The sequence below is a fragment of the Streptomyces exfoliatus genome (assembly GCF_000725545.1).
GTDB classification, from domain to species: domain Bacteria; phylum Actinomycetota; class Actinomycetes; order Streptomycetales; family Streptomycetaceae; genus Streptomyces; species Streptomyces exfoliatus.
On record NZ_JNZP01000010.1, the window covers coordinates 231,514 to 249,010 of the forward strand.

Genomic DNA, 17,497 nt, shown 5'->3' on the forward strand with positions numbered 1-17,497 from the left:
CTGCGCCTACCAGTATCCCCGACACAAGCGTGAGGGGCGGCTCCGGCCACATGCCGGAACCGCCCCCACGCGTCGCGCTGTGTTACTTCCTGCTGTAGTTCGGTGCCTCGACCGTCATCTGGATGTCGTGCGGGTGGCTCTCCTTGAGACCCGCGGACGTGATCCGGACGAAGCGGCCCTTGGACTCCATCTCCTCGATGGTGGCCGCGCCCACGTAGCCCATGGTCTGGCGCAGGCCGCCCACGAGCTGGTGCAGGACGTTGGCCAGCGGGCCGCGGTAGGGCACCTGGCCCTCGATGCCCTCGGGGACGAGCTTGTCGTCCGAGGCGACCTCGGCCTGGAAGTAGCGGTCCTTGGAGTAGGACCGGCCCTGGCCGCGGGACTGCATCGCGCCGAGCGAGCCCATGCCGCGGTACGACTTGAACTGCTTGCCGTTGATGAACTGCAGCTCGCCCGGGGACTCCTCGCAGCCGGCGAGGAGGCTGCCCAGCATCACGGTGTCGGCGCCGGCGGCGAGCGCCTTGCCGATGTCTCCGGAGTACTGCAGGCCGCCGTCGCCGATGACCGGGACGCCGGCCGCGCGGGCGGCGAGCGCCGCCTCGTAGATGGCGGTGACCTGCGGGACGCCGATGCCGGCGACCACGCGGGTGGTGCAGATGGAGCCGGGGCCGACGCCGACCTTGACGCCGTCGACACCGGCGTCGATCAGGGCCTGCGCGCCGTCACGCGTCGCGACGTTGCCGCCGATGACGTCGACGCCGACGCTGGACTTGATCTTCGCCATCCAGTTCAGGGCGTTGCTGTTGTGGCCGTGGGAGGTGTCGACGATCAGGAAGTCGACGCCAGCGGCGGCCAGGCCCTGGGCGCGCTCCAGCGCTTCGGGGCTGGCGCCGACGGCCGCGCCGACGAGCAGCCGGCCCTCGGCGTCCTTGGCGGCGTGCGGGTACTTCTCGGCCTTGACGAAGTCCTTGACCGTGATGAGGCCCTTGAGGATGCCGGAGTCGTCGACCAGCGGCAGCTTCTCGATCTTGTGGCGGCGGAGCAGCTCCATCGCGTCCACGCCGGAGATGCCGACCTTGCCGGTGACCAGCGGCATCGGGGTCATGACCTCGCGCACCTGGCGGCTGCGGTCCGACTCGAAGGCCATGTCGCGGTTGGTGACGATGCCGAGGAGCTTGCCGGCCTGGTCGGTGACCGGGACGCCGCTGATGCGGAACTTGGCGCAGAGCGCGTCGGCCTCGGCCAGCGTCGCGTCCGGGTGCACGGTGATCGGGTCGGTCACCATGCCGGACTCGGAGCGCTTCACGAGGTCGACCTGGTTGACCTGGTCCTCGATCGAGAGGTTGCGGTGCAGTACGCCCACGCCACCCTGTCGCGCCATGGCGATGGCCATGCGGGACTCGGTGACCTTGTCCATCGCCGCCGAGAGCAGCGGGATGTTCACGCGGACGTTGCGGGAGATGCGGGACGAGGTGTCGACCGCGTTCGGGAGGACCTCGGACGCGCCCGGCAGAAGCAGGACGTCGTCGTAGGTCAGCCCGAGTGTCGCGAATTTCTCGGGCACTCCGTCGACGTTGGCAGTCATGACACCTTCCCAAATGGCCTTGATCGGTGCGGGATGTCCATGCTAACGGGCTGAAGCGGTGTCTCATTCCACGATCAAGATCAGCGGAAACCTTTGGACGTTCGCACGTGTACGAAAGGGACGACAAGCCCCAGTGAGTCTTACTGCTCGGCCAGCGCCCTGAGCCGGCTGAGCGCGCGGTGCTGGGCGACCCGGACGGCGCCCGGGGACATGCCGAGCATCTGGCCGGTCTCCTCGGCGGTCAGTCCGACCGCGACGCGGAGCACGAGCAGTTCGCGCTGGTTCTCCGGGAGGTTGGCGAGCAGCTTCTTGGCCCACTCGGCGTCGTCGCTGAGGAGCGCGCGCTCCTCGGGGCCGAGGGAGTCGTCGGGCCGCTCGGGCATCTCGTCGGAGGGCACGGCCGTGGATCCGGGGTGCCGCATGGCGGCGCGCTGGAGGTCGGCGACCTTGTGACCGGCGATGGCGAAGACGAAGGCCTCGAAGGGCCTGCCCGTGTCCTTGTAGCGCGGCAGCGCCATCAGGACGGCGACGCAGACTTCCTGGGCCAGGTCCTCGACGAAGTGCCGGGCGTCGCCGGGCAGCCGGTTGAGGCGGGTGCGGCAGTACCGCAGGGCGAGCGGGTGCACGCGGGCGAGCAGGTCGTGCGTGGCCTGCGCGTCACCGTCGACCGCGCGATGGACGAGCGCGCCGATCTCCCCTTGCCCGGCAGGCATGGGGGAACCCACGGTCTCGTCGTCGCGCATCGCTCCATGGTGCCCCGACGCCTCTGCGTTCGCGGCACCGCGTCCGTAGTTGTGCACCGAAGCGTTATGAGCAGGTGCGCCGGAGCTCATATCCCGCGCCCTCCCCTCCCGCTCGATCGACTCGTCCCCGAGGAACTCCACACCTCAAGGATGCGGCATAGCGCGGGGAAGTGACACAAGCCCACCCCGTCCAGCCCACGACGGACGCGGACGAGGACGGGGATGTGGCAGGTGACCTGCGATTCAGCGGACCAGGCCCCAGCGGAATCCGAGGGCGACCGCGTGCGCCCGGTCGGAGGCGCCCAGCTTCTTGAAGAGGCGCCGGGCGTGGGTCTTGACGGTGTCCTCGGACAGGAACAGCTCGCGTCCGATCTCCGCGTTGGACCTGCCGTGGCTCATGCCTTCGAGGACCTGGATCTCACGCGCGGTGAGGGTGGGCGCGGCGCCCATCTCGGCCGAACGGAGCCGGCGCGGCGCGAGCCGCCAGGTCGGGTCGGCCAGCGCCTGGGTGACGGTGGCCCGCAGTTCGGCGCGCGAGGCGTCCTTGTGCAGGTAGCCGCGGGCGCCGGCGGCGACCGCGAGGGCGACGCCGTCGAGGTCCTCGGCGACGGTGAGCATGATGATGCGGGCGCCGGGGTCCGCGGAGAGCAGCCGGCGGACGGTCTCCACGCCGCCCAGACCGGGCATGCGTACGTCCATCAGAATCAGGTCCGAGCGGTCCGCGCCCCAGCGGCGGAGGACTTCCTCGCCGTTGGCCGCGGTGGTCACGCGCTCGACGCCGGGCACGGTCGCGACCGCGCGGCGAAGCGCCTCTCGGGCAAGCGGGGAGTCGTCGCAGACGAGGACGGATGTCATGCGTGACCTCCGCGGCTCTCGCAGCTGTTGCGCGTCACCTTGAGCCTCCAGGGCTGTACGTAATCGTCACCTGTGCGATTGACGCTCTCGGACACCTGCCCGATCGCTTGTTCCTTCAACCGCCTCCGCAGACTCAACGACGGTCACTCGAAAGAGTTACGGGTCGGATGGCAGCGTTCGGCACTCTACGTGAGGGGACGTGCGCGGAGGAGAGCGACGCGAGCCTTCTGCCCAGCATCGAAAGGTACTGCCCCATTTAGCGGGTTTTCTTCCCTTTTCGCGGTGTCTGTGGCTAGATTCGCAATGAGTCATATTTACATCTACTTAGACAGTAGGTGTACCGACCGGACCTGTCGGGACCCGAGGAACCCCGGCGCGCAGCCATCCACCCGCCCACCTATCCGTTCGACACGGTTTCAAGGGGACAAGCGCAATGGCAGATTTCTCCCGCCTTCCCGGACCCAACGCCGATCTGTGGGACTGGCAACTGCTCGCGGCCTGCCGCGGAGTCGACAGCTCCCTGTTCTTCCACCCCGAGGGAGAGCGCGGCGCGGCACGGAGTGCGCGTGAGAACTCGGCGAAAGAGGTCTGCATGCGGTGCCCGGTACGCGCGGAGTGCGCGGCTCACGCACTCGCCGTGCGGGAGCCCTACGACGTATGGGGCGGCCTCACCGAGGACGAACGCGAAGAGCTCATGGGACGCGCGCGCAATCGCCTGATCACCGCGGCTCCGACAACATCGTCGGCATCGTCGGCGTCGTCGGTCGCGTCCATGACCTCCGTGACATCCATGACGACATCGGCGTCGGCAGCGGGCCGGCCATCTGTGGAGCGCATGTGAAGGAACGTTTCTTCATGTAACTAAGGGGCAGAACCGCGTAACGGCAGCACCGCGCCCACGCGCGCGTCGCGTGATTTCCCTTCGCGCGCGTGGCGGCGGGACCCGTGTCCAGGCGCGCGTGGCGACCCGATCCGTCTTTACGCGCCGTCACCCGGCGCCGACTCGTATCGACGCGCGCGTCACGGCGCCGACTCGTATCTACGCGCGCCTGGCGGCGCGGGTCAGTTCGTCCAGCGTGGCGGCGACGGCCGGGACCTGGGCGAGGTCCGGCAGCGTGAGGGCCACGATCTCCCGCTCCACCGCGGGCTCCACGGTCACGGTCCGCGCGCCCTTGGGCCGTACGGACTCGATGGCCAGCTCCGGCAGGACGGCCACGCCCAGACCGGCGCCGACCAGGCCCACCACGGCCGGGTAGTCGTCGGTGGCGAAGTCGATACGAGGGGTGAAGCCCGCCTCCTCGCAGACGTCCACGAGCTGGCGGCGGCAGCGCGGGCAGCCCGCGATCCAGGACTCCTCCGCGAGTTCGGCGATGCCCACCGACGCGGCTTCGGCGAGCCGGTGCCCCTCGGGGACGAGGCCCACCAGCCGGTCGGCCAGGAGCGGGCGGACGACCAGGTCGTCCCACTCGGCCTGCCCCGCCCCGTACCGGAAGGCGAGGGCCACGTCGCAGTCGCCGTCGCGGAGCATCTCGATCGAGCGCGGCGGTTCGGCCTCGACGAGCGAGACGCGGGTGCCGGGGTGCGCGGCCCGCAGGGCGGCGAGCGCGGTGGGGACGAGGGTGGAGCTGCCGCTGGGGAAGGAGACCAGGCGGACCCGGCCCGCCCGGAGCCCGGCGATGGCGGCGACCTCCTCCTCGGCGGCGGTCAGCCCGGCGAGGATGCCGGAGGCGTGGCGGACGAGGACCTCGCCCGCCTGGGTGAGGCGCATCTCGCGTCCGGTGCGGATCAGCAGCGGCGTGCCGGCGGAGGCTTCGAGGGCCTTCATCTGCTGGCTGACGGCGGGCTGGGTGCAGCCGAGTTCGCGCGCGGCGGCCGAGAAGGAGCCGGTGGCGGAGACGGCGCGCAGGACGCGGAGATGGCGTGCCTCGATCATGCGCTCCAGCATAAGCGAGTCTTGGGTGGAGCGGCACATTTTCACTGGAGGCTTTGAGGCGGGTGCCCGTAAGGTGCCCGCATGACCTTGCTGAGTGTGAATGTGGGCCGCGCCAGGGCAGTGGACTACACCGACGCCGCTTCCGGCCTCACCGCCATCGACAAGCGCCCCGTCGAGGGGCCGGTGCGGATCGAGGCCCCCGGGGCGCCTGGTGTCGGCAGGAGCGGACTCGCCGGGGACACGGTCTGCGACCTGCGGTTCCACGGCGGCAACGACCGGGCCGCGTACGCCTTCGCCCGCGAGGACCTGGATCTGTGGGAAGGGGAGCTCGGCCGCGAGCTGGCCAACGGCTCCTTCGGCGAGAACCTCACCACCCGGGGCCTCGACGTGAACGGGGCGCTGATCGGCGAACGGTGGCGGATCGGCGAGGACGTGGTCCTGGAGGTCACCGGCGGCCGCATCCCCTGCCGTACGTTCGCGGGCTTCGTCGAGGAGAAGGGCTGGGTCCGGCGGTTCACGCGGTCCCAGGCCGGTCCCGGCGCGCTGCTGCGCGTGATCGTGCCGGGCGAGATCCGCGCCGGTGACCCGATCACGGTCGTCCACCGGCCCGCTCACGACATCACCGTCGCGTTGCTCCACCGCGCCGCGACCGCCGAACGGACGCTGCTGCCCCATACGTTGGCCGCCGCCGAGTGGATGGAGTCGGGACTCCTCGCCCTCGCACGTCAGTACGCGGACAAGTACGCGGCGGGCGGCGCCGACGAGCAGGGCACTACCGTGCCCGTATGACGACTGCACTGATTACGGGCGCCACCGCGGGCATCGGGGCCGCTTTCGCACGGAGGCTCGCGGCGGACGGCCACGATGTCGTGCTCGTGGCCCGGGACATGAAGCGGCTCCGGGAGCAGGCGACCGAGCTGCACGACCGGCACGGCGTCGAGGCCGGGGTGCTCGCGGCGGACCTCTCCGAGGAGAAGGGCATCGCCGCCGTCGAGGCGCGGCTCTCGGACCCGAAGCGGCCGGTGGACCTGCTCGTGAACAACGCGGGCTTCGGCAACAAGGGCCGCTTCCTCGAAGTGTCCATGGCCGACGAGCTGAAGATGCTCACGGTGCACTGCGAGGCCGTGCTGCGGTTGACCTCGGCCGCCGCCGCCTCGATGAAGGAACGCCGCAGGGGCGCCGTGGTGAACGTCGCCTCCGTGGCTGCCTTCGTGCCCCGCGGGACGTACGGGGCGTCGAAGGCCTGGGTCGTGCAGTTCACCCAGGGCGCCGCCCGGGACCTGGCGGGCAGCGGGGTACGGCTGATGGCGCTCTGCCCCGGCTTCGTACGGACCGAGTTCCACGAGCGGGCCGGGATGGGGACGGACAACATTCCCGGCTGGATGTGGCTCGACGCGGACAAGCTGGTGACGGCGGCGCTGTCGGACCTGGAGCGGGGGAAGACGCTGTCGATCCCCGACCCCCGGTACAAGGCCCTGATGGGTGTGGTGAAGCTGGCGCCGCGCGGCCTGCTCGGCGGGGTCTCCTCGAAGGCCGGCCGCAAGTACGGGCCGAAGTGACCCGGACCGGATCAGTTCCCGAGGGCGCCGAGATCCAGTCGGGTGGTGGTTCCGTTCTGCCAGGTCACGCTCAGCAGGTGGCCGGCGACCCGGACGTCCGCGAGGTCGGCCACCGGGGCGGGGCCTGGTTCGGCGGTGAGTGAGGCGAGGGCCACGAAGAGGGTCGCCGGGCCCGTCGTGGTGCCGTGGAGGGCGAGGGTCCGGCTGCCGGGCCCCTGAAGGGTCTCCCCGGTGGGGAGTTCGGCCACCCCGGGGTCGTAGCCGTGGACCGGGTGGAGCTGGGCGTGCGGCCCGTCGGGGGTGGCGGCCCAGCCGGTCTGCCGTACGGGAGTCCCTTCCGGGGCGCCGAGCACGAGGTGGGCGCGGACCTCGGCGCGGCCGTGGGCGAGCGTCGCGGAGACCACCCGGACGCCGGGCAGCGGACGGTGGACGGAGGCGGCCCGGTCGGGACCGGTGCCGAGCGGGGTGGCGGGGCCGCGGGCGGTGACCGGGCCGCCGTCCGGCAGCAGGGCGAAGTGGTTGTCGGCGGGCGCGGTTCCCGTACTGGGTCCCGTACGGGTCGAATAGGCGTGACGGGCGTATCCGGGGTCGTCCTCGCCGCCCGGCTCGGCGCTGTGCACATGGTTGCTGCCGTGGTTGTGGAGGCGTACGAGTCCGTCGGCGGCGGTCGTCTGGACGAGCAGCCCGGCCGGGGCGAAGGGGCGCACGGTGTCGGCGCGTTCGGCGGGCAGGGGTTCCTCGGGGTCGGTCCAGGCGGGGTGGCCCGCGGGCAGGAGGAGACCGAGGAAGCCCTTGGACGCCCAGTAGGGGGAGCCGGGTCCCGAGTAGTCCTGGACCAGCTGCGGGTACGGGCCGTGCCAGCCGAGGGTGAGGAGCCCGCTCGTGTCGGTGGCGCCCCGGTCGAGGAAGTACCGCAGGGTGCCGGAGGCGAGACGGCGGGTGGCGCCGGGCATGAGCGGGGTGTGCCCGGTGAGGGTGCCGAGCCAGGGCGCCGCGGCCGCGGCGAAGCGGTAGATCAGGGACCTCCCGTACGGGAGGGGGGCGCCGTCCGCGTCGAAGAGGTGGACGTAGTCGTCGAGATGGGCGCGCAGGCGGGGCCCGTACCGGTCGAGGAGCGCCCGGTCGCCGGCGAGGTGGGCGTGGAGCACGGGGTAGAAGTGCAGGGCCCAGGCGTTGTAGTGGTCGAAGGCGCGGTTGTCGCCGTCGCTGTACCAGCCGTCGCCGAGGTACCAGTGCTCGATGCGGGCGAGGGAGCGGTCGATGGTGGCGGCGGCGCGGTCGGTGTCGACGCCCGCGTCCTGGAGGAAGCCCGCGACGGTGAGGCCGAAGAGCCACCAGTTGTTGTCGACGGGGGACGGCCCGAGGGCGGGGCGGAGCCAGTCGGCGACCTGTTCGCGGGTGCGGTCGTCGAGCCGGTCCCAGAGCCAGGGGCGGGTGAGGCGGAGGCCGAGGGCGACGGAGGCGGCTTCGACGACCGCCTGGCGGGTGCCGGTGGTGAGGGGCCAGCTGTCGGGGCCTTCGGTCCCCGGCTCGCGGGTGCCGGCCGTGAGCCCCTCGGCGTACCGGTCCAGGTGGCCGAGCGGGTCCGCTCCCCCGGCGCCCGCGACCCTGAGTGCGGCGAGGAGGAAGGTGCGGGCCCAGCCCTCCAGGCCGTCGGACCGGGTTCCGGACCAGCTGGGGCGGGGCCCTGGAAGGCCGATCAGCGCACGTTCCGGCGAGGCGAAGGGGCGTACGGCCAGGAGGAGTCGGTCGGCCGTGGCCTCCCAGTGGGCACGCGTCCAGCCGGTGTACGGGCTGAGCTCACGGTTCTCGGGCGGCGTGGGCATGATGCTCCCTGAGGGCTGCCTGGGTGACGTCTGCGTCGCCCGGAATCCTGGACAGGCTTCGATCGGACGTCAAGAGATTCAGAGCGAATGATCGAAACAAGTGTCGTTCGATCATTCCTGGGCTAGGGTCGACAGACCACCACCACGCGAGGGGGAACCGCACCGTGCGCGAGAGTGCCGCCGAACGACACGACCGACTGCTGGCCCTGGTCCGCGAGCGCGGCACCGCCCGCGTCGCCGAGCTGGCCGAACGGCTCGGGGTCTCCCCCGTCACCGCCCGCCGCGACGTCGAGGTCCTGTCCGGCCGGGGCCTGATCGACCGGGTGCACGGCCAGGTCTCCTGGCCGCGCCGCCAGGGCGCAAGCGGCGGGCGGTCCGGCGAGGGCCTGGTCATCGGCCTGCTCGCCCCCTCCGCCACCTACTACTTCGCCGAGGTCATCCGGGGGGCGCACGAGGCCGCCGCCCGGGCGGGCGCCCGGCTGGTGCTCCGCGTCTCCGACTACCGGCCGGAGGAGGACAGGGCCCGCACCGAGGGGCTGCTCGCGGCGGGCGCCGAGGGCGTCCTCGTCGCGCCCGGCTGGCGGGGTCCCGAGGACCGGCTCGCGTACGGGGACTGGCTCGCCGAGCTTCCCGTACCGGCCGTGCTCCTGGAGCGCAGGGCCGAGCCCGGCAGCCCGCTGGACGGCCTGGACCGGGTGGCCTCGGACCACGGCCACGGCGTCCTGCTCGCCCTGCGCCACCTGCTCGACCTCGGTCACTCGACGCCGCTGCTCGTGGCGCGCCGGGACTCCCCGACCGCGCTCGCGGTGCGTGCCGGCTACGCCGAGGCGCTCGGGACGCTGGGCCTCACGGAGCCGCGGCCCGTCATCGACTCCGTACCGGCGGAGGCGGACCCGGAGGGCTTCGAGCGGGCCGTGCGGGCGCTGCACGAGGCGGTCGGCTCGGGGCTCGCGAGCGCGGCCCTGGTCCACAACGACGTGGACGCGATCGAGATCGTTCAGCGCCTGGCCGTGCTCGGCGTACGGGTGCCGCAGGACCTGGCCCTGATCGCGTACGACGACGAGGTCGCGGCGCTCGCCGACACCCCGCTGACGGCGGTCGCGCCACCGAAGCGGCAGGTGGGGCGGCACGCCACCGAGCTGCTGGTGGAGCGACTCTCCGAGAACGCAGCGGGTGCCGCGGCGGGTTCCGAGGACTCCGGCGAGGAGGCGGCGCGGCGCCATCTGGGCCTGCTGCCGAGGCTCCGGGTGCGGGACTCGTGCGGGGCACGCTCCACCTCCTCAATCTGATCATTTTTCGATCAATCAATCTTTCGCTCTTGACTTCGGTCATGAACGGTCACAGGATCACGGCCACAACCTCCCAGCCGCCCGTCCCCAGGAGCCGTGCCGTGACCCGTAGTTGGAGCAGAACGTCCCGCGTCATAGCCGGCACCGCCACCGCCCTCGCCGTGCTCACGGCCTGCGGCGGCGGCGGTGACGACACCGCGAACAAGTCGAACGAGCCCGTGACCATCACCTTCTGGGGCTGGGCCAAGGGCTCCAAGGACGTCGTCGACGCCTTCAACGCCTCCCACACCGACATCCAGGTGAAGTTCGAGGAGATCCCCTCCGGCACCGCCGGCGGCTACGCCAAGATCTCCAACGCCGTGAAGGCCGGCAACGCCCCCGACCTCGTCTCCATCGAGTACTCCTCGCTCCCCGAGTTCGTCAGCTCCGGCGCCCTCCAGGACATCGGCGGCGAGTTCACCGAGGCCGACCGCGCCAAGCTGCTGCCGCAGACCGTCGAACTCACCACCCTCGGCGGCAAGACCTGGGCCGTCCCCTTCGACGCGGCCCCGCAGGCCTTCTTCTACCGCAAGGACCTCTTCGCGAAGTACAAGGTCGAGGTCCCCACCACCTGGGACGCGTTCAGGAAGGCCGCCGAGCAGGTCAAGAAGGCCGACGCCAAGGCCCGTATCGCCACCTTCTTCCCGGACGACCCGACCACCTTCGAGGCCATGGCCTGGCAGGCCGGCGCCCAGTGGTTCAAGGCCGAGAACGACACCTGGAAGATCGACACCACCGACGCGGCCACCACCAAGGTCACCGCCTACTGGCAGGGCCTCCTCGACGCCGGACTCGTCCACAAGAACGCCTCCTTCAGCCCCGAGTGGACCGGCTCCCTCAAGAACGGCACCACCATCGGCTACCTCGGCGCCTCCTGGGGCGCGGGCGTCCTCAAGGGCACCCTGCCCGAGCAGAACGGCAAGTGGGCCGTCGCCCCCATGCCCAGCTGGGACGGCAAGCCCGCCAGCGGCATGCTCGGCGGCACCTCCTTCGCCGTGACCAAGGACAGCAAGCGGAAGGCCGCAGCCGTCACCTTCGCCGAGTGGATGTCCACCACCGAGGACGGCGTCAAGGCCCGGATCGCCTCCGGCACCTCCTCCGCCTTCCCCGCAGCCGCCGCCCTCCGGCCCGTCGCCAAGAAGGCCTTCGACGCGAGCTACTACGGCGGCCAGGACATCTACGCCCTCTTCGAGGCCTCCGGCGCCTCCATCAGCCCCAACTGGGCCTGGGGACCCACCACCGGCACCACCAACACCACCATCAAGGACCACTTCGGCAAGATCGCCCAGGGCGGCCCCGGCATCGCCGACGCCGTCAAGGCCGGTCACGACGCCACCGTCGCCGAACTCACCAAGCGCGGCCTGAAGGTCGAGGGCTGACCGCATGAAGGCCCGCACCCGCGCCGCCACGATCCTGCTGACCCCCTTCTTCCTGCTCTTCACCGCGGTGATGGTGGTGCCGATCGGATACGCGGTCTGGCTCAGCCTCTTCACCGAGAAGCAGTCCGGACTGGGCTTCGGCGGCACCGAGACCGTCTTCACCGGCCTCGACAACTACACCGCGGCGCTGGGTGACCGGGCCTTCCGCGAGGGCTTCGGCGTCCTGCTCGGATACTGCCTGTTCTACATCCCGCTGCTGCTCGCCGGAGCCCTCGGCCTCGCCCTCCTGCTCGACTCGGCACTCGCCCGCGCCCGCCGCTTCTTCCAGCTCGCGCTCTTCCTGCCGCACGCCGTCCCCGGCATCATCGCCGCCCTGATCTGGGTCTACCTCTACACGCCCCAACTCAGCCCGGTCGTCCAGGCCATGGAGGCCGGAGGCATCGGCTTCGACTTCTTCTCCCCCGAAGGCGCCCTGCCCTCCATCATCAACATCGCCCTGTGGGAATGGCTCGGCTACAACATGGTCATCTTCTACGCGGCCCTCCAGGCCATCGACCGCTCCGTCCTCGAAGCGGCCACCGTCGACGGGGCCGGCGCCTGGCGCATCGCCTTCTCCGTCAAGATCCCGCTCGTCAAGGCCTCCCTCGCGATGGTCGGCCTCTTCACGGTCATCGGCTCCCTCCAGCTCTTCACCGAGCCGCTGATCCTCAACAAGGGCACCGGATCCGCCGTCACCTCCACCTGGACGCCGAACATGTACGCCTACACCGCGGCCTTCGACCGCAACGACTACGGACTCGCCGCCGCCGCCTCCGTACTCCTCGCCCTGACGGCGGCGCTGCTCTCCTTCGCCGTCACCAGGCTGACCGGTCGCCGCAAGGCGGGCACGGCGGGCACGGCCCGAAGGGAGCGCACGGCATGAGCGGCCCCCGCACCCCGAACCGATGGCTCTCCAAGACGGCCGTCAACGGCTCCCTCCTCCTCGCCGTCGTCTACATGCTCTTCCCACTCGTGTGGCTGCTCACCGCCGCCACCAAGGACGCCGGCGGCCTCCTCGCCGGAAACGCCTTCTCCTTCGAGGGCTTCGACCTGGGCGGCAACCTCACCCGGCTCGCCGAGTACAACGACGGCATCTACTTCCACTGGTACCTGAACAGCCTCCTCTACGCCGGAGTCGGCGCCCTCGCCTGCTCGTTCGTCAGCGTCGCCGCCGGGTACGCCTTCCACGTCTACGACTTCAAGGGCAAGGAGAAGCTCTTCGGCCTCGTCCTGCTCGGCGTGCTCGTCCCCACCACGGCGCTCGCCCTGCCGATGTACCTCCTGGCCAGCGAGGTCGGCGTCGTCAACACCTACTGGGCCGTCCTCATCCCCGTCCTCGTCAACCCCTTCGGCGTCTACCTGTCCCGGGTCTTCTGCGCCGGCTACATCCCCGACGAGGCCCTGGAGGCAGCCCGTATCGACGGAGCGGGCGAGCTGCGCGTCTTCTGGTCCATCGGTCTGCGCATGGTCATGCCCGGCTTCGTGACCGTCTTCCTCTTCCAGTTCACCGCCGTGTGGAACAACTTCTTCCTCCCCCTGGTGATGCTGTCGGACCAGAAGCTGTACCCGCTGAGCCTCGGGCTGTACGCGTGGAACAGCAACGCCCACGCCGAACCCGACTACTACCCCCTCGTCGTCACCGGATCCCTGCTCGCCGTCGTCCCCCTCGTCGTCGCCTTCGTCTCCCTCCAGCGCCACTGGAAGGCCGGTCTGACGGCCGGCAGCGTCAAGTGAGGAGCTCAGGTACAACGATGCACCCGACCACTGACAACCGCCCGTCCCTCCTCCTCGCGATGGGCAGGGGCGTCCCCGAACGCCTCCTCACCGACACCCACCGCACCCGCCTCACCCGGCTCGCGGAAACCGACCCGCACCTGGTGGCACACGACCTGACCGCCCCCGACGCGCGCGTCGCGGCGGCCCTCGCCGAGGCCGAGGTCCTCCTCACCTGCTGGGGAGCGACCCCCCTCACCACCGAGGTCCTCGACCGCGCGCCGCGCCTGCGGGCCGTCGTCCACGCCGCCGGCTCCGTCAAGCACCACATCACCGACGCCTGCTGGGAACGCGGCCTCCGCGTCACCTCGGCCGCCGCCGCCAACGCGCTGCCCGTCGCCGAGTACACGCTCGCCGCGATCCTCTTCGCCGGGAAGCGGGTCCTCGGCTCGGCCCAGCGCTACGCCGAACTCCGCACCGGCCACGCCTGGCTCACCGAGTCCACGACGTGGGGCAACTACCGCCGCACCGTCGGCATCGTCGGCGCCTCCCGCATCGGCCGCCGGGTCATCGACCTCCTGCGCCCCTTCGACCTCGACATCCTCCTGTACGACCCGTACGTCGACGTCCCGCCCCCCGGCGTGGAACTGGTGACCGACCTCGACGAACTGTGCGCCCGCAGCACGGTCGTCTCGGTCCACGCGCCGCAACTCCCGTCCACGTACCGCATGATCGGCGCGGCCCAGCTCGCCGCGATGCCGGACGGCGCGACCCTGATCAACACCGCCCGAGGCTCCCTGATCGACGAGGAGGCCCTGCTCCCCCACCTCCTCGCCGGCCGCCTCCACGCCACCCTGGACGTCACGGACCCGGACCTGCCGCCCCCCGACTCCCCCCTCTACACCCTCCCGAACGTCCTGCTCACCCCGCACGTGGCCGGCTCCCTGGGCAACGAACTGCACCGGATGGCGGACCAGGCGCTCGAGGAGATCGCGCGGTACGCGCGCGGTGAGCCGTTCGCGGAGGAGGTCAGGGCGTCAGACCTCCAACGCTCGGCGTAGCCCCAGGCACAGGCGCTCGGCCTCGGCGAGGACGAGGGGGACGGTGCCGGGATCACTCCGCAGGACGGCGGGCAGGACCTGGTCCCAGGGCCCGAGGTGCAGCGCGAGCGCGACGAACTCCCGGGCCGTGGCCGGGTCCGGGTGGGCGAGGGCCAGGCCGGCGTAGCCGTCGGCGCACCGGAGACCCAGCGCGTGCAGTCCCGCGAGGACCGAGGCCGCCCGCTCGAACTCCGCCGCCTCCACGAAGTGCCGGGCGACGGGGAGCAGGTCGGCCGGTGTGCTCCCCGGCAGCCCCCGGGCGTACTCGGTCGCCTCGTCATGGTCGCCGAGCAGCACGAGCGCGTGGCTGACATGGGACGCCTGGGTCGTCCGGTACAGAGCACTCCCCTCCGTCCGCACCCGCGCCACGAGCTGCACGGCCTCCTCGCGCCGGTCGAGGGCGAGGAGCGCGCGCACGAGGTCCGGCACGACCTCCAGGCCGAAGCCCTGCCGCCGGTACTCCTGCGCGTCGGCCAGCCACCGTCCCGCCTCGTCCGTCCGGCCGTCCCTGGCCAGGCCCGCCGCCATGGCGGCGTACAGTCGCCCCACCTCGAAGCGAGGCCGGGCCCGTACGAGAGGCTCGACGTACTCCCACGCTCCGGCCCTCACGAGACCGCGCACGGCCTGGTCGAAGAACGTGCCGCCCCTGCTCCTGTCCCGCTCGGCCATCCGTGCCACGGCCGCGTGTTCGCGCCGGGCGAGCCGGGCGTCGAGCACCACTCTCAGCCACCGGTCGCGTTCCCATTCCTCACGGCCCCGGGCCAGCTCCTCCGCGCGGTCCACCTGCCCGCTCGCCACCAGGGCGAGCACCGGGAACAGGCCATGGGCCGCGGCGGGGTGGCGCTCCACCTCCGCCAGGAGGCGTCGCACCGGCTCCCCCCAGCCGTCCACCGCGGTCAGGTCCTTCGCCACCGAGAGGACGGTACCGATCACGGTCCGGGGCCCGGGGGCGCGCAGGGCCGGTTCGATCGAGGTGAGCAGGGCGACCGCGGCCGGCCGGTCACCGGCGTCGAGCAGGGCGTCCGCCACGCCGATCCCCGCCAGGGCACCCGTCCGGCCGCCGGTCACCAGGGTCATCGCCTCCGCCCGCAGGCCGGCACCGCACAGGGCCCTCGCGTACTCCCCGATCACCTTGTCCCGCTGCACCCCCTCCAGGCGGGAAAGGAGCTTCCCGGCCCGGTCGAGGTGCCCGACGCGGACGCGGGCGCTCACGAGCCTCCGGCACAGGTCGACCGAGTAGGGGCGGCTGAGCGCGTCCAGCGCCTGCTCCGCCTCGTCCAGGAGCCCCGCCGCCAGCTGTGCGTCGGCGAGCGTGCGCAGGATGGAATCACGCTCGTCCGGCGAGGCCTCGGCAGCGCTCCGCGCCCGGTCCCCCACACCGGCACTGGCCAGCTCGAACCCCCACGCCGCGTCGGCCGGCCTCCCGAACAACCAGGAGGCCCACCGGTCGAGCCGATCGAACTCGCCCAGCGCTGCCAGCGCCCGTACGGTCTCGGAAAAACCCGCGCCCCAGCGCCGGGCATCGAACGCCCGCAGCGCGTCGGCCCGAAGCCCGGCCCCCCGCTCCTCGTGCCCGGCCTCCCGCAGGGCACGAGAGGCGTCGAGGAAATAGGCGAGACCCAGCCCCGCGCCCTTCTCGGCAGCGTCCCGGACCATCCGCTCGGCCTCGTCCGCCCGGCCGGTCAGGAGCAGCGCCCTGATCACCCGGTCCACCACCCGCACCCGGAGCCCTTCCACCTCCTCGGCGTGTGCGAGAGCGAGGGCCCGCTCGTGGTGCCCGGCCGCGCAGAGCGCGTCGACGAGGGCCAGCAGGGGTCCGTGCCGGAACCGCGAGTCGTCGACGGAGTGGACGATCCGCTCCGCCCGGGACAGAGCGCCCGCCGCGAAGAGCACGGGCACGAGAGCCTCGCTCATGGGGCCGTGCTCGAGCGGGTCCCCGTCGGTCAGGACGAGCTCTTCGGCCTCCGCGATCAGTTTCCCCGCCTGGCTTCGTTCACCGACGGCGAGGAGCCTCCCGGCCACCGCGCACAAGCCCTCCACGGTGGTCAGCCGGTCCTCGCCGCGCACGATCGCGAGCGCCCGGTCCACCTGCCCCGCGGCTGCCCAGGCCGCCGCGAGGCCGACCGGCGCCCGGCCGCCCCGGCGGATCAGTTCCGCCCGCCGGAATCCGAGCCGCAGCATCGTCGCCACGAGCCCGGCCCCGTCCCCGCGTTCAAGGACGGCCTCCCCCGCCGCGCGGACCTCGCCCAACGGCCCTCCGACCCCGCCCGTCTCCTCGAGCAACCGATCGTGCCGGGCCTCGTCGAGGGCGCAGGCGAGCATCCGGTCCAGGTCGCCGGCCGCCCGGAGCACCGGGAAGTAGCCGTGCAGGAGGTACGCGGGGGTGGTGGCCGGCCAGCCCCGGTCCCGCCAGGTCCCGGCCCAGCCGTGCAGCACCTCGCGGCACCGGGTCAGCTCCCGCTCGCCCAGCATCTCCCGTGCGCCGGCCGCCAGTTCCTCGTGCGCGAGCAGGTACGCCTCGCCCCGTGCCGCGAACGTCCGCCCCGGGCCCGTACGGAGCAGGTCCCTCACCCGGTAGGGGACGGCTCCGGTCAGCTCGGCCAGGTCGTCGGCCGTCAGACCGCCACCAGCCGCCGTGAGGAGCGCAAGAAGGTCGTACGGGAGGCCCTCCGCCTCCAGGAGTCGCTTCAGCTCGCGTTCCGCCTCCGCCCTGATCACGCGGGCCCTCGGCGACGGGGACAGGATCCGTACGGCCGCCGGGTCCCGTAGCGGGTGGTCCTCCGGGACGTCGACCGGGAGCGGCGGGTTCAGGCGCCCGGAGACGATGACGGGCAGGTCGTACGGGAGGAGGGACGCGATCGAGTGGGCGTCCGGGCCCGTCGTCACGCCCCGGTCCTCGTCGAGACCGTCGATCAGGAGGACGAGGCGCTCGCCGCGCGCCGCGCAGGCCTCGGCGGCGGAGGCGTACAGACGCAGCAGGTGGGCCTCGCGGGTCGCCGCCGTGAGGAGCACGGGCAGGCCCTCGCCCGCCAGCTCCGCGAGCTGTTCCAGAACGACGTCCACGTACGCGACGACGTCGTTCTGGGCGCCGAGCCGGGCCGTGACGAAGAAGGGGACGATCCGCACCCCCGGTGGCGGGTTGAGGGCGAACCAGGACAGCAGGGCCGTCTTGCCGGCCCACGCCTCGGCACGCCACCAGATGTACGAGGGGCCGGAGTCAGCGAGACAGAAGGCGGCGAGTTCCGCCAACTCGCGCTCGCGGCCGACGAGTTCGTCGGGGCGGATCCGATGGACCTGCGCGTGGTATCCGGAGCGGACCGCCGCCGGTTCCGGTACGCCGATCCGGTTGTTGTCGCCGATCACGACGTTGCCCGCTGTGTCCGCGACCGTGACCGACCGCTCTCCCCCTGCCCACTCCATCCGCCCAACCTAGACTG

At 72.1% G+C, this 17,497-nt stretch carries 13 protein-coding genes and 1 pseudogene; 8 read left to right on the forward strand and 6 right to left on the reverse strand.

From position 1 onward, the window contains the following. Positions 1–82: 82 nt before the first annotated feature. The 3 genes from guaB to IO20_RS0113165 form a co-directional block, all read right to left on the reverse strand. Complete coding sequence (gene guaB, locus IO20_RS0113155) at positions 83–1,585, reverse strand: IMP dehydrogenase (RefSeq protein ID WP_030211427.1); 1,503 nt, start codon at positions 1,583–1,585, stop codon at positions 83–85. Between the two features lie 140 nt (positions 1,586–1,725). Further along, on the reverse strand, positions 1,726–2,328 hold the full coding sequence (locus IO20_RS0113160) for a sigma-70 family RNA polymerase sigma factor (protein WP_030211429.1): 603 nt from the start codon (positions 2,326–2,328) through the stop codon (positions 1,726–1,728). Positions 2,329–2,571: 243 nt separating this feature from the next. Then, on the reverse strand, positions 2,572–3,183 hold the full coding sequence (locus IO20_RS0113165) for a response regulator transcription factor (protein ID WP_003948568.1): 612 nt from the start codon (positions 3,181–3,183) through the stop codon (positions 2,572–2,574). 433 nt (positions 3,184–3,616) lie between these two features. Between IO20_RS0113165 and IO20_RS41340 the strand changes: the two are divergent. After that, positions 3,617–3,943: pseudogene (locus tag IO20_RS41340) on the forward strand (WhiB family transcriptional regulator); the annotation flags it as partial. Between the two features lie 279 nt (positions 3,944–4,222). On the opposite strand, the gene IO20_RS0113175 reads toward IO20_RS41340, so the two are convergent. After that, on the reverse strand, positions 4,223–5,116 hold the full coding sequence (locus IO20_RS0113175; protein WP_030549179.1) for a LysR family transcriptional regulator: 894 nt from the start codon (positions 5,114–5,116) through the stop codon (positions 4,223–4,225). A gap of 81 nt (positions 5,117–5,197) precedes the next feature. Between IO20_RS0113175 and IO20_RS0113180 the strand changes: the two genes are divergently transcribed. Both IO20_RS0113180 and IO20_RS0113185 read left to right on the forward strand, forming a co-directional pair. Further along, positions 5,198–5,905: an MOSC domain-containing protein gene (locus IO20_RS0113180; RefSeq protein ID WP_030549180.1), complete on the forward strand. Its 708-nt coding sequence runs from the start codon at positions 5,198–5,200 to the stop codon at positions 5,903–5,905. Further along, positions 5,902–6,675, forward strand: coding sequence for an SDR family NAD(P)-dependent oxidoreductase (locus tag IO20_RS0113185; RefSeq protein ID WP_030211438.1), 774 nt, complete (start codon positions 5,902–5,904; stop codon positions 6,673–6,675). The genes IO20_RS0113180 and IO20_RS0113185 overlap by 4 nt, the downstream gene beginning before the upstream one ends. An 11-nt stretch (positions 6,676–6,686) precedes the next feature. Here IO20_RS0113185 and IO20_RS0113190 read toward each other — a convergent pair whose 3' ends face one another. Further along, on the reverse strand, positions 6,687–8,501 hold the full coding sequence (locus tag IO20_RS0113190; RefSeq protein WP_030549181.1) for a DUF2264 domain-containing protein: 1,815 nt from the start codon (positions 8,499–8,501) through the stop codon (positions 6,687–6,689). Positions 8,502–8,665: 164 nt separating this feature from the next. On the opposite strand from IO20_RS0113190, the gene IO20_RS0113195 reads away from it, so the two are divergent. The 5 genes from IO20_RS0113195 (at position 8,666) to IO20_RS0113215 (ending at position 14,021) form a co-directional block, all read left to right on the forward strand. Further along, positions 8,666–9,790, forward strand: coding sequence for a LacI family DNA-binding transcriptional regulator (locus IO20_RS0113195; protein ID WP_030549183.1), 1,125 nt, complete (start codon positions 8,666–8,668; stop codon positions 9,788–9,790). A 101-nt stretch (positions 9,791–9,891) separates the two neighbouring features. Continuing rightward, entirely contained in the window at positions 9,892–11,208 is a 1,317-nt protein-coding gene (locus tag IO20_RS0113200; RefSeq protein ID WP_030549185.1) for an ABC transporter substrate-binding protein, read from the forward strand. Positions 11,209–11,212: 4 nt separating this feature from the next. Beyond that, on the forward strand, positions 11,213–12,130 hold the full coding sequence (locus IO20_RS0113205) for a carbohydrate ABC transporter permease (protein WP_037635317.1): 918 nt from the start codon (positions 11,213–11,215) through the stop codon (positions 12,128–12,130). Then, entirely contained in the window at positions 12,127–12,981 is an 855-nt protein-coding gene (locus IO20_RS0113210; protein ID WP_030211448.1) for a carbohydrate ABC transporter permease, read from the forward strand. Before IO20_RS0113205 ends, IO20_RS0113210 begins: the two co-directional genes overlap by 4 nt. Before the next feature lie 17 nt (positions 12,982–12,998). Continuing rightward, the gene (locus IO20_RS0113215; RefSeq protein WP_030549189.1) at positions 12,999–14,021 is read left to right on the forward strand and encodes a hydroxyacid dehydrogenase; all 1,023 of its coding nucleotides are present in this window, start codon (positions 12,999–13,001) and stop codon (positions 14,019–14,021) included. Here the strand turns inward: IO20_RS0113215 and IO20_RS37585 are convergent. Then, complete coding sequence (locus tag IO20_RS37585; RefSeq protein WP_051874390.1) at positions 13,998–17,480, reverse strand: hypothetical protein; 3,483 nt, start codon at positions 17,478–17,480, stop codon at positions 13,998–14,000. The genes IO20_RS0113215 and IO20_RS37585 overlap by 24 nt on opposite strands. Positions 17,481–17,497 lie beyond the last annotated feature (17 nt).

Excerpts from the sequence above, each read along its gene's own strand:
- guaB (WP_030211427.1), bottom strand. The coding sequence starts at position 1,585 with ATGACTGCCAACGTCGACGGAGTGCCCGAGAAATTCGCGACACTCGGG.
- IO20_RS0113160 (WP_030211429.1), bottom strand. The coding sequence starts at position 2,328 with ATGCGCGACGACGAGACCGTGGGTTCCCCCATGCCTGCCGGGCAAGGG.
- IO20_RS0113165 (WP_003948568.1), bottom strand. The coding sequence starts at position 3,183 with ATGACATCCGTCCTCGTCTGCGACGACTCCCCGCTTGCCCGAGAGGCG.
- IO20_RS0113175 (WP_030549179.1), bottom strand. The coding sequence starts at position 5,116 with ATGATCGAGGCACGCCATCTCCGCGTCCTGCGCGCCGTCTCCGCCACC.
- IO20_RS0113180 (WP_030549180.1), top strand. The coding sequence starts at position 5,198 with ATGACCTTGCTGAGTGTGAATGTGGGCCGCGCCAGGGCAGTGGACTAC.
- IO20_RS0113185 (WP_030211438.1), top strand. The coding sequence starts at position 5,902 with ATGACGACTGCACTGATTACGGGCGCCACCGCGGGCATCGGGGCCGCT.
- IO20_RS0113190 (WP_030549181.1), bottom strand. The coding sequence starts at position 8,501 with ATGCCCACGCCGCCCGAGAACCGTGAGCTCAGCCCGTACACCGGCTGG.
- IO20_RS0113205 (WP_037635317.1), top strand. The coding sequence starts at position 11,213 with ATGAAGGCCCGCACCCGCGCCGCCACGATCCTGCTGACCCCCTTCTTC.
- IO20_RS0113210 (WP_030211448.1), top strand. The coding sequence starts at position 12,127 with ATGAGCGGCCCCCGCACCCCGAACCGATGGCTCTCCAAGACGGCCGTC.
- IO20_RS0113215 (WP_030549189.1), top strand. The coding sequence starts at position 12,999 with ATGCACCCGACCACTGACAACCGCCCGTCCCTCCTCCTCGCGATGGGC.
- IO20_RS37585 (WP_051874390.1), bottom strand. The coding sequence starts at position 17,480 with ATGGAGTGGGCAGGGGGAGAGCGGTCGGTCACGGTCGCGGACACAGCG.